At 65.3% G+C, this 10,901-nt stretch carries 15 protein-coding genes and 1 pseudogene; 9 read left to right on the forward strand and 7 right to left on the reverse strand.

Features of this window, described 5'->3' with window-relative positions:
• Positions 1-43: 43 nt before the first annotated feature.
• The gene (locus JWN03_RS00860; protein WP_297608144.1) at positions 44-265 is read right to left on the reverse strand and encodes a hypothetical protein; all 222 of its coding nucleotides are present in this window, start codon (positions 263-265) and stop codon (positions 44-46) included.
• Between the two features lie 94 nt (positions 266-359).
• The gene (locus JWN03_RS00865) at positions 360-1,190 is read right to left on the reverse strand and encodes a helix-turn-helix transcriptional regulator (RefSeq protein WP_297608147.1); all 831 of its coding nucleotides are present in this window, start codon (positions 1,188-1,190) and stop codon (positions 360-362) included.
• A 117-nt stretch (positions 1,191-1,307) separates the two neighbouring features.
• Here JWN03_RS00865 and JWN03_RS00870 point away from each other — a divergent pair, with 117 nt between their 5' ends.
• Positions 1,308-2,372, forward strand: coding sequence for an aldo/keto reductase (locus tag JWN03_RS00870; protein WP_297608149.1), 1,065 nt, complete (start codon positions 1,308-1,310; stop codon positions 2,370-2,372).
• 20 nt (positions 2,373-2,392) lie between these two features.
• On the opposite strand, the gene JWN03_RS00875 is transcribed toward JWN03_RS00870, so the two are convergent.
• Positions 2,393-3,004 (reverse strand): class I SAM-dependent methyltransferase, encoded by a 612-nt coding sequence (locus JWN03_RS00875; RefSeq protein WP_297608152.1) that lies wholly within the window; start codon positions 3,002-3,004, stop codon positions 2,393-2,395.
• 640 nt (positions 3,005-3,644) lie between these two features.
• Between JWN03_RS00875 and JWN03_RS00880 the strand changes: the two genes are divergently transcribed.
• Together JWN03_RS00880 and JWN03_RS00885 are read left to right on the forward strand one after the other, a co-directional pair.
• On the forward strand, positions 3,645-3,983 hold the full coding sequence (locus tag JWN03_RS00880) for a hypothetical protein (protein WP_297608155.1): 339 nt from the start codon (positions 3,645-3,647) through the stop codon (positions 3,981-3,983).
• A 176-nt stretch (positions 3,984-4,159) separates the two neighbouring features.
• Entirely contained in the window at positions 4,160-4,699 is a 540-nt protein-coding gene (locus tag JWN03_RS00885) for an NUDIX hydrolase (protein WP_297608158.1), read from the forward strand.
• On the opposite strand, the gene JWN03_RS00890 is transcribed toward JWN03_RS00885, so the two are convergent.
• Positions 4,683-6,047 (reverse strand): hypothetical protein, encoded by a 1,365-nt coding sequence (locus JWN03_RS00890; RefSeq protein WP_297608161.1) that lies wholly within the window; start codon positions 6,045-6,047, stop codon positions 4,683-4,685. The two genes, JWN03_RS00885 and JWN03_RS00890, sit on opposite strands and share 17 nt — an antisense overlap.
• A gap of 157 nt (positions 6,048-6,204) precedes the next feature.
• Here JWN03_RS00890 and JWN03_RS00895 point away from each other — a divergent pair, with 157 nt between their 5' ends.
• Genes JWN03_RS00895 through JWN03_RS00905 form a run of 3 tightly spaced genes read left to right on the forward strand, consistent with a single transcriptional unit; the run spans position 6,205 to position 6,980 of the window.
• On the forward strand, positions 6,205-6,366 hold the full coding sequence (locus tag JWN03_RS00895; protein ID WP_297608164.1) for a hypothetical protein: 162 nt from the start codon (positions 6,205-6,207) through the stop codon (positions 6,364-6,366).
• 2 nt (positions 6,367-6,368) lie between these two features.
• Positions 6,369-6,701, forward strand: a complete 333-nt coding sequence (locus JWN03_RS00900; protein WP_297608167.1) for a hypothetical protein — start codon at positions 6,369-6,371, stop codon at positions 6,699-6,701.
• A gap of 6 nt (positions 6,702-6,707) precedes the next feature.
• A complete protein-coding gene (locus tag JWN03_RS00905) occupies positions 6,708-6,980 on the forward strand; it encodes a hypothetical protein (protein WP_297608170.1) in 273 nt (90 codons plus the stop codon).
• A gap of 150 nt (positions 6,981-7,130) precedes the next feature.
• Here JWN03_RS00905 and JWN03_RS00910 read toward each other — a convergent pair whose 3' ends face one another.
• From JWN03_RS00910 to JWN03_RS00920, 3 genes are all read right to left on the reverse strand, one after another.
• A complete protein-coding gene (locus JWN03_RS00910) occupies positions 7,131-7,466 on the reverse strand; it encodes a winged helix-turn-helix transcriptional regulator (RefSeq protein ID WP_297608172.1) in 336 nt (111 codons plus the stop codon).
• A 2-nt stretch (positions 7,467-7,468) separates the two neighbouring features.
• On the reverse strand, positions 7,469-7,717 hold the full coding sequence (locus tag JWN03_RS00915) for a hypothetical protein (protein ID WP_297608175.1): 249 nt from the start codon (positions 7,715-7,717) through the stop codon (positions 7,469-7,471).
• 160 nt (positions 7,718-7,877) lie between these two features.
• Positions 7,878-9,293 (reverse strand): MFS transporter, encoded by a 1,416-nt coding sequence (locus JWN03_RS00920; RefSeq protein WP_297608177.1) that lies wholly within the window; start codon positions 9,291-9,293, stop codon positions 7,878-7,880.
• 55 nt (positions 9,294-9,348) lie between these two features.
• On the opposite strand from JWN03_RS00920, the gene JWN03_RS00925 reads away from it, so the two are divergent.
• The 3 genes and pseudogenes from JWN03_RS00925 to JWN03_RS00935 form a co-directional block, all read left to right on the forward strand.
• Positions 9,349-10,011, forward strand: a complete 663-nt coding sequence (locus JWN03_RS00925; RefSeq protein ID WP_297608180.1) for a TetR/AcrR family transcriptional regulator — start codon at positions 9,349-9,351, stop codon at positions 10,009-10,011.
• A 166-nt stretch (positions 10,012-10,177) separates the two neighbouring features.
• Entirely contained in the window at positions 10,178-10,567 is a 390-nt protein-coding gene (locus JWN03_RS00930) for a hypothetical protein (protein ID WP_297608183.1), read from the forward strand.
• Between the two features lie 18 nt (positions 10,568-10,585).
• Positions 10,586-10,901 (forward strand): annotated as a pseudogene (locus tag JWN03_RS00935) (hypothetical protein); the annotation flags it as partial.

Genomic DNA, 10,901 nt, shown 5'->3' on the forward strand with positions numbered 1-10,901 from the left:
AACCTTCGGTAGGCAATCCGGGATCTGGGCGGCATCTCGGAATTCAGAACAGCCGATCGCTCATAGGTGGCGCGGGTGGAGTCCGGGTGCGTGCGACCTCGTCGTTGCTGATGGCATCCTGGATTGCGTCGATCTGGTCTTGAATCACTTCTGCGCGCGCCACCAGTTCGGTGCTGTCGGGCTCGGTTAGGCTCTCGGCGTCGAGCTTCTCGTAAACGCACGACAGCGCGGATCGTAAGCCCTCGAGCTCGGTACCTGATTCCACAAGAGCTCACCCTACGGAACGAACTCCGTGGCGCGCACCAGGATGCGGGCATCTGGTCCTGCTCAGCGACTGGGCGGCGGTGCGTTCGAGTAGGTTATCCCGCACGCAATCGGTCCAGTGCCGACTGGCTCTCATCGTCTGCGGCGCGGTAGATGACCAGCTGCTGGTCCTGATCCTGCAGGGGCATCAGCACTTCGAAATGCACGGCGATCTCACCGACGGCGGGATGCCGCATCAGCTTGTGCCCGCGGGCGTTGAGTTTGACGTCTCGCTCGGCCCACAATCGCGCGAATTCTTCGTCTTGCGTCATGAATTCGGCGATGCGGCCGGCCAGCACCTGATCCTCCGGATGCGCGGCCCACGCGGCGCGCAGATGGGCGATTCCCTCCCGTACGACGCGTTCACGGTCGGCGTAGAACTCGCGTGCCTCCGGATGCATCAGGCACAGCCACATCAGATTGCGCCGCGACGGCGGGAGGGTGTCGAAATCCATTAGTAGCCGCGCGATTTCGGCGTTCCAGGACAGGATGTCGTAGCGGTGGTTCAGCACCATGGCGGGCAGCGGCGACAGGTCGGCGACCAGCCTGGCCAGCGCCGGCGCCACGGTGGTGGCGGGGTTGCCGGTGTTGGGGAGGCGCTGCCGGGCCAGGTCGAAGAGGTAGACGCGTTCGTCGGGGGCCAGCCGCAGCGCCTCCGCCAGGGCCTCCACCACGTCCGCCGAGGGGCGTAGTCCGCGGCCCTGTTCCAGACGCACGATGTAGTCGATGCTGATGCCGGCCAGCTCGGCGACCTCTTCGCGGCGCAAACCCGGGGTCCGCCGGGATTGCCGGCGCGACAGCAGGCCGAAATCGTTCGGGTCCAGGCGTTCGCGCCGGATCCGCAGGAATGCGGCCAGCTCCTGTGTCGTGTCCACGGTGCGGGTCATGTCCGGTCCAACAACGAGGGTAGGACTGGCGTTCCCAGGAAGTTCCTTCCCTTATCCCCGGCTCGTCGCGGTCACAAGCTTGTATCCGACAACGGATCACATGCACAGGAGGACACGATGTCGCTCACTCTCGACACCTATCGGCTGCTGGGCCGTTCCGGGCTCCGAGTTTCACCGCTGGCACTGGGCGCGGCGACCTTCGGCACCGAGTGGGGCTGGGGCGCCGAGCCGGACGAGGCGCGCAAGCTGTTCGACCTCTACGTCGAGCGCGGCGGAAATTTCATCGATACCGCCGGCACCTATACCGACGGCACCTCCGAGCGCCTGCTTGGCGAATTCACCCGCCACAATCGCGAAAGCCTGGTCCTGGCAACGAAATACACGACACTGCGGCGGCCCGGCGATCCGAATTCCGGGGGTCCGCACCGCAAGAATCTGTTCGCGTCGGTGGAAGCCAGTCTGCGACAGCTGAATACGGACTACATCGATCTGTTCTATCTGCACGTGTGGGATTTCACGACGCCGGTCGAGGAGATCCTGCGCGGCATGGACGATCTGGTCCGGCAGGGCAAGATTCTGTACGTGGCGATCTCCAACGCCCCGGCCTGGCAGGTGTCGCGCATGCAGACGATCGCCGATCTACGCGGCTGGTCTCCGCTGGTCGGGCTGCAGATCGAGTACAACCTGATCGAGCGGACCGGGGAACGCGACCTGATCCCCATGGCACGCGAGATGGGGTTGGGGGTGATGCCGTATTCACCGCTGGCAGGTGGGGTGCTCACCGGAAAGTACAGCCGCGACGACGTGCACGCGGCGAACAGCGCCTCCGGCGACGGCACCCGCAAGACCGTCACCCTCGCCAACGGCGCGCTCACCGAACGAAACCTCGATGTCGTTGACGTCGTGAAAGAGGTCGCCACGGAGCTGGGCCGCACACCCGCCCAGGTCGGGCTGGCCTGGACGTTGCAGAACCCGGGCGTGACGGCACCGATCATCGGCGCCCGCACGCCCGCGCAGCTGGAGGACAATCTGGGCGCCCTGGAGGTCGACTTCACCGCTTCACAACTGACCCGCCTCGACAAGGCCAGCGCGATCGAATTCGGCTATCCGCACGCCTTTCTCGCCGGCGACTTCGGGCGCACGCTGACCCGCGGCGACCTGAAACTCGAAACCCGCCGCTGAGAACGGATCAAGCGCCGGCTCTACCGGTGCGAGAACACTGCCACCAGAAAGTCGGACTCGTCGGTGAATGGGCGCAGATCCCATGTCGAAAGCCGCAAATCCACTGCGAGCCCGGCATTCTCGGCGTCAGCCAGGTACTGCGGGAACTCGTACCCCCGATCGGCACCGAACCCCGTAACCACCCGGCCGGTGGGGGCGAGATGGCGAGCGAACCCGGCCAGCACCGCTTCCCGGGTGGACGGCGCCAAAAATGTCATCACGTTTCCCGCACACACGATGACATCGAAGTCAGCGACGATCCCACTACCCGGCAGATCCAATTCGGCGAGATCACCAACGATCCAAGTCGGCCCCGGATAGTCCTGCTCTGCCGCGGCGATCAACACCGGATCGACATCGACTCCGACCACAACGTGCCCGGCCCGATGCAAGTAACCGCCCACCCGCCCCGGACCACACCCCGCATCCAGAACTCGACTGCCAGGGTCGAGCATCGCATCGACCAGCCGCGCCTCCCCGGCAATATCCTTACCCTCGGCCGCCATCGCCCGAAACCGCTCCACGTACCACGTCGAATGCGCAGGATCAGCAGCAGTGAGCTCCTCCCACTGACTGGGGATACGTCCGCTCATCATCTGCTCCTCACTCGGCCCACCCCGGTTCACTCTGCCATCGCCCTGCCGATGCTCAGCAGGCGCCTGCGTCGCACAGCAGCGGCTGGCCTGGAGCTATGACAGGTTCGATGGCCTCTTGAGCCCGCAGGCAGTTCCGAACAGTCGCCGATGATCGGCAACAGGAAATATCGCCTATCCGATGCCGATGGCGAGCCCTCGCGACGTCCGCCACCAATGATTCCCGGTCGAGGTCGTTCCAGTTGCGCGAGAGAGGCTTTCGGATGCCGGTCGACCCCGAGCGGTCACAAACCCCACCTGGACAGCAAGAAATGCTGCCCGGGTATGAACTTTGACCGCTGAGGCCGATTCCTCCAGCCGAACCCGCACGATCATCGGCAGTTCGGGCAGTCAGCCGGCGCGAGATGCGTGTGACCCGTTGACCTTCCACGGTCCCGCACTGGCCGATTCGGTCAACGCGGGCCGCGGCATGAGAGCTCACTTGCATGTGCCGCGGCTAGCATGTGTGAGGGGCCGGCTTGCGCCACTCAACAGATAACGTTGGCTTATCGGTCACGCCGAAGACCGATATTGATCTATACACGCTGCCGGTGAGATCATCTGGGAAGCAAGATCTTCCAGCATTGCCGACAGGAACTTGATGACAGAGTCGTTGCCAACAACTGCCGTCGTCCGCGTCGGGCGCGTCACCTTCGATCCGAGCCTGTACGACGCGGTCGTCGCTGCCGACAAGGAGACCGCGGAGTACCTGATCCCGGCAATCCTGGCTCTGCCAGGCCTTCTTCACTGGTACGCGGGCGTCTCCCCTGAAGGCTCGCTCTCCCAAGTCAGCATTTGGGACTCCGAAAAGCATGCGGCGCAGATGGACGAATTGAAGGAGATGAGGGTCCGAGCGCGCGACGACCTCAGGGCAGTAGGCGTGACGTTCACAGCAGAGACCGCGGCGTACGCCAATTACCCGATCACCTGGACCATCTGACCCGAGTGCCGAAGGGGAACGCCAACCGCAACCGGTCGGTACAGGAGCCTCGGAACGCCCGCTCATCGGCATGTGGTGCGTTGGCTGGTCGCGGACCAACGAAATATGTCTCGCCGTCGCCAACTGTGGCGGATGTCTTGGAGGCCGAGATCGGGCGGGCGCGTACTGTCTGGGCGGTGAAGCGTGCTACCCAGTGGACGATTCTCGGCGAGCGCCTGGTCGATGAGAACAGGCATATTCGACTTTCGACGGTGGATATCGAGCTGCCGGACGGGGTGGAGTTCACTCAGTACGTCGCACGGATGCCACGGTGTGCAATGACGTTGGTAATCAACGAGAACCGCGAGGTTCTGCTGATGTACCGGCACCGTTTCATCATCGACCAGTGGGTGTGGGAGTTGCCGGGCGGATATGTCGACCACGCCGAGGATGTCGCCACGGCTGCGGCCCGCGAGGTGGAAGAAGAAACCGGCTGGCGCCCAAGGACTATGGAGCACCTCGTGACGTATCAGCCCGCGATCGGCACCCTGGATCAGCCGCAAGAGATCTATCTCGCTCACGGCGCCGATCTGACCGACACCGCACCGGATATCAACGAGGCCGAGGATATTCGCTGGTTTTCGCTCGACGAGGCAATGGCCATGATCGGGCGCGGTGAGATCATCGGTGCGGCAACGGTAGTCGGGATCTACCGGGCTCTCAGCCTCGCCGAGTGAGTTCGAGAATCTGCTGGCGGAACTCGGCAACCTCGACCAAGCCGTCGAATGGTCGCAACCGGTAGCGCAGATCGCGCAGATACGACAGGCTCCGGCGCGAGGCGAGATCGGCTGCGATGTCCAAAGCACCACGGCCGATACGGACGGCCTCACGAGGGTCGGTAGGCACCAGAGCCGACGCGAGCAGACTCAGGTTGAACGCGCGCCCCCGCTGGTATCCGACCGACATCGTCAGCGATTGCTCGGCGAAGTGCGCTGTGCGCGCGTTGTCGCCGAGTTCGCGGAAGCAATGCGCGGTCTTCGCCGACAAGTACGACTGATCGAAGTAGGCGAGCCACACCGGCTGCTCGCCCGCCACGGCGTGGTCGAAAGCGCGTTCCGCGGCGTTCATGGCCGCCGCGGTGGATGTCTGGTCCTGGCGGGCGGCGTGCCCGTGCGCCTCGACCATGTGACATTCGGATTCGAGTGCGGCCAGGCCGGCTCCTCTGGCTGCGATTCGCGCCGCGCGCGCGAGGTCGACGGCGTCGCCGGGTCGGCCGACGTAGGTGGCCTGGTGGCTCATGGCAGCCATGATCTCCGCGCTGAGGGCGGCGTCGCCGGCGGCGCGGGCGAGCCGCAAGCTTTGGATGAGGTAGCGCTGAGCAAGGCCGTGGTCTTCCTGGTCGTAGGCGGCCCAACCCGCCAAACGCACGAGTTCGGCTGTCGAGCCGAATAATTGGCGTCCGATGTGCTCGTTGAAGCTGCCGCGCAGTAGGGGCGCGACGGAACTGTGCAGGTATTGGACGATAGTCGAGCGCACCTTGCCACCGCCGACCTTATTGTCGAGGTCGCGGAATGCAGAGGCCATCGTCTGCACGGCGTCGACATCGGTCTGCCCCACTCTCCGCGATCCTGTCGACACCGGATGCTCAGGGCCTGGCAGCGTCAGCCACCGCATGGTCGCGGCCGGGTAGACCGCGACCGCATATGAGGTGTCCCGGAGGAACCGGCGTTGTTCAACGTCATTGCGCCACAGAGCAGTAGCGGCGTCGACTGCGCCGGAAAGGCTGAGCGAGAACTCGAGGCCGAGTTCGGCGGAGGCGTCCTGCCCCTTGCTCATGCCACACATCGCAGGTGTGACCTTACGGCCGAGCAACTCGGTGAGGACTTCCGCAATCAGCTCGGGCCCTGGTCGTTGCGGCTGCTCACCGGCGAGCCAGCGCCCGACCGAACTGTGGTCATACCTGAGCTCGATGCCGTGGCCGCGGCCTCGATCGACGACACGGCGCGCCAGCGGCTTTCGCATTCCGCCGGCCTCCTCGATCAGCTCCTCGAGCTGGCGATTGGGCTGTTTCGGGCGGCGTCCCATATCGCGAGTCTGGCAGCTGTAAGAGGGACACGCTATGAATCGGCGATCGTGCACGCCCCCTGTGCACACACCCGCCCACGCTGCGCACCTTCCAGCGGAGCCACACATGCAGTGGACTTGAAGTCAGGACAACTGCCGAGGATCGGAGTCGCCGAACATGGAAGCCATCATGATCGCCATTGCCGCAGTGCTTTTCGCGGTACTGTGCGCGCCCACCCGAACCAGCACTGCGGCACGCCACCACAACGGGCTGCCGTTCGCCGATCTCGAGGCGCGACTCACACGCGAACGCACACCAGTCTCGAATCGGAGGTGGTGACGGTGACACTGCCCTCCGCGATCGGATACCTGCGCAGCGATGTCTCGGGGGCGCGGCAGGTCTGGGATGAGAATCAAATCCGCAGCCTCGCCAAGAAATTCGGCTACGACCTGCGAAAGACGATCGTATTCAACGCAACAACGGACCGGCCCGCGCACCGACTGCGCGTCGTCGTGAGCCGTCTCGGCGTTGATGCAGTGTTCGTTCCGAGCCTCGCGCATTTCGACGGCAACGAGGTACCGGTGGAAGTGGTAGCCGTAGCCGCAGTGATTACCGTGTCACCGCAAAACACTCATACGCGTCGCGCCGCACCCGCGGACAACACCCGGAGGTGATCGGAAATGACCACCCCGACAATACCGTTCGAATGCACGCCTGCTCTGGGGCGACTGCTCGACGCCGCAAAGGAAATGGCAGACGCTGCCGGAGCCGTCAGCACCGGCACCGAACACATCCTGCTGGCAATGCTTCGAGACCTCAGCGCTGTGCCTGTTGCGGAACTTGAGGCAATGGGGCTGGAACCAGTCAACACCCTGACCCAACTCGCGATCCTTGTCCACCGGCAGAACACATCAGCTGCAGGACAGGCTATCTCGGTACAGCGTCGGGCCTGAATGGAAGCAGGCCACAGAAACCGCCGTACCCTACGACGTTCGGAGTAGCGCGATCAGCGGCAATAGCCATACGACCACAAGGTGAAAGCGCGGACTCTCGGACTGGTTCACTGGCGTTGCCAATTTGGTATCCGTTCGGCTGGGGAGGGTTCAGTTCAGTTGCTGCTCCCAGTTGGCGGCCCAGTCTGTTAGTGGTTCGAGGCGGTGGACGAGGGTGCGGCCGGTTGGGGTCAGGGTGTAGGCGGTGGTGTGTTCGACGATTCGGGCCTCGGTGAGTTCGTGTAGGCGGCGGGTCAGGACGCTGGAGGAGATGTCGCCGCAGGCGGTGCGTAGTTCGCGGAAGGTCAGGGGGGTGGGGGCTTGGTCTAGTTCCCAGATCACTCGGAGTATCCAGCGGCGGCCGATCAGGTCGAATAGGGCCATGATCGGGCGGCCGGTGGCGGATCCGCGGACGGGGCGGCCGGGGCGTGGGGTGCTGGTCGGCATGGTTACACCGGTTCCGGGGGTGGCGGTGAAAGCTCCAGTCGCTGGGCCATTTCCGCGATCGCCGCGCGCAGGGCTCGGTACGGGCGCAGAAATAGTGTGACGTGCTCGAGGCTGCCGGTTTCGGATAGTTCCTCTCGTAGCACGCCCTGCAACTCCTGATCGGCGAAGTGGGCGGTGAAGGTGTACAGCGACTGCTGGTCGTCGCTCCACTGATGGGTCTGGTCGACGGTTTCGAGCACGGTCGCGATCACACCCAGTAGGTGTGCCGCGCGTTCGCGGCCGCGGTAGTCGGCAACCGGGCTGGAGAAGACCGCGTCTTGCGCGAGCAGGGTTGGCAGCTGCCCGACATTTCCCGACTTCCATACAGGTAGGACAAGGCTATTGGTTATGCCTCTATTTTAGAGGCATAACTCAGCCGGAAGCCAGGGCCTTGTCATCACGCCGGATCAGGCGGGACGCCAGCCAGGCCAGTACGGCGGGGATGAGGAAGACCGCGAACAGCCAGCGGGCGGCGTGTGCGGTGGCGGCGGGGTCGGTGAAACCGGCTAGGTTCGCGACCGTGCCGGCCAGGGCCGAGCCGAAAGCTGTTGCGGTGAGCTGGACAATGGTCGCGGAGGAGCCGGCCAGGTCCTGGTCGCGGTCGCCCGCCAGTTGGAAGACGTCGGTGAGCAGGTGCGGGAAGACCGCGCCGATACCGCCGCCCAGCAGGACCAGACCCGTGACGATGATCAGGAGGATCGCGGGCGAATGCGTGGTTGTGGGGCCTGCGGCGATCAGAATGGCCAGGCCCAGAACACAACTCACGGGGGCGAGGCCGATCAGTAGACCTCGGCGGGCCGAGACGCCGCTGAACAGGAGTGATCCCGCGGTCCAGCCCGCCGCCATCGCCGCGCCGAAATATCCGGCCTCCAATGGGCTGAGCCCCTGCAGGTGCTGACCGAAGTATGGGACGAACACCTCTACGCTGGAGGCGATTACGAGCACCGACATGGTGATGTAGACCAGACGCAGGCGGCGATCCGGCCCGAACGCGGCGGCGGGTAGCACTCGCACGGTAGCGGTGCGCTCATAACGCAGCCACAGGACCAGCAGGGCCGCCGCGCCCACCAAGCCCACGGCATTCACGAGCAGCGAATCCGACACGCTCGCGACCGAGATCACCAGTGCCGAAGCGGTGAGCAGACCAACTGCTACCCAAGGGATTTGGACACTCCCCTGCCTTTCGGAGGCAGGCGGCAGGCGGCCCGCGCCCCAGACCAGAAACAGCAGCAGCACCGGAATGAGCATCCAGAAAGCACCGCGCCACATATCGAGTTGCGCCCATACGCCACCCAGAGCGGGACCGATCAGGGTCGCGACGCCCCACATGGCCGACACCAGCGCCATGGCCCGCGGCCAGAGCGATTCGTCCAGGGCCACCCGCACGATCGAATAGCACAGCGCGAAAAGCAGTCCGCCGCCGAAACCCTGTGCGGCACGGCCGATCAGCAGCACGATCATGGTCGGGGACAATGCACAGATCACTGTCCCGGCGACCAACACCAGCGCCGACCAGCGGTAGGCCCAGCGCGGTCCGGAGCGGGCCAGCAACGCCCCGGCCGTGGCCGAACCCAGCACCGAGGCGACGACGAAAACCGTAGTGGCCCAGGCATACAGCCGAGCTCCGCCGATATCGGCGACCACGGACGGCATGACCGTCGTAGCGAGGTACACATTCGTCGCATGCAGCCCGACGCCGCCGGCCAGCGTGATGACGACCGCGCCGTGTGCGCGGCCGAGTAGCGTCCGCCAGCCCGGTGGCGCGGCGTCTACAGGAACAGAAGTCATGGCATCTCCACTTTCATTACGGTCCGTACCGTAATAGATACGGTAGAGTGGCCGCATGGCAGAAGGCAAGACCCGCACCGGCCGACCTCGCGATCTGAGCATCGATCACGCCGTGCGCGAGGCAGCGCTCACTTCACTCGCCGAGGTCGGATATCGCGGGCTCGCCATGGAAGCCATTGCCCGCCAGGCCGGTACCAACAAGCCCGCGGTCTACCGGCGCTGGCCCAGCCTGGCCGCCCTGGTGCTCGACGGCCTCGCGGCGCGACTGGGCGATGTCCGGCCGCCCGATACCGGCTGCACCATCTGCGATCTCTCCGATGCAATCAAGCTGCACCTCAACGTTTTCCGGCGCATGCCCCCCGATGCGCTGGCCGCTCTGCTCGCCGATTGCAATGCCGATCCGGCACTGCGGGAGACCTTCATGGCGACCCTGTTCCGCCCACCCCGGGACGCGGTCGCCCAGGTGCTCGACACCGCCATCGGGCGTGGCGACCTGCGTGCCGATGCCGACCGCGAACTCCTGCTGGATCTGCTGGCCTCGCTGGTGCACTACCGTGCCCTGTTCGGCCATGCCGCAACCACCGACGCCCAGGTGGAGGAGGCCGTTCACACGCTATTGCGCGGCGTCGCCAACGATTACGACCATCTGGTGGCGATCAGTCGGGCCGAGGCCGGCGATCCACTGTTCCATCCGCACGTCGCCGCCGAGAAATCCTGATCCGCTACCGCTACCCGTTGTGAATTGATAGCCTGGCCGCTCAGAGCGCCTCTCCGCGATTCCAGGGCAGGCAGTTTTCCCGATTCGGGTCGAATCAGGGGTGTCCTTTTGTACACTCCCCGCTGAAGTGAACAGATGGCACTTCAATTTCTGATTCGAGGTACCGATGAAATCTGTTACACCAGGTGCGTTCGCACTACGCGCCGCTGCGGCCGTGATCGGTGGGTCGCTGCTGCTCGCAGGAGTGACCGCGTGCGGCAGCGATAAGGCCCCCGACGGGTCGCCGGGCACCGCCACCAGCGCGGTTGTCGCACCGGCGGCCGCCCCGAGCAGCGCGGTCGCACCCGCGCCGCCGACCGAGGCGCCGGCACCGACCACCGAAGCGCCCGCACCGCAACCCGCGGCCTCGGAACCGGCGGCGCCGGAGCCTGTCGCGCCCCAGCCCGTCGTGACCGAACCGGTCGCGCCGAAGCCCGCACCGCAAACCCAGCAGCCGCAGAAGCCCGCGCCCCCGACCTTGGACGCGCCCGGGTTCGAACCGCGCGCAGGCTACTGAAAAGGCTAGGTAATTCAGGTGTTCGGCAATAGTGGACGGTGGCTGTGTGCCGCCGCAGTGGCGCTCTCGGCCTCGGTGACGGGAGCAGGGGTTGCGGGGGCGGATTCCGCTCCCGAGGGGAAAGAGCTTGTAGTACTGGGAGATTCGTTCACCGCGAACGCATGGGACTTCACCGACCCCGACAACAGCTGTCTGCGCCACGGAAAGACGGCGTGGCCGGCGCAACTGGGCACCCTGATGGGCGTCTACGGGACCGACGCGATGGTCGATCCGTCCTGCCCGGGCGCCTCGATCGACAGCGGGCCGGGCTGGACGCTGGGCGTGGAGACGTCGA

It is taken from the genome of Nocardia sp., assembly GCF_025465275.1.
Lineage (GTDB): Bacteria > Actinomycetota > Actinomycetes > Mycobacteriales > Mycobacteriaceae > Nocardia.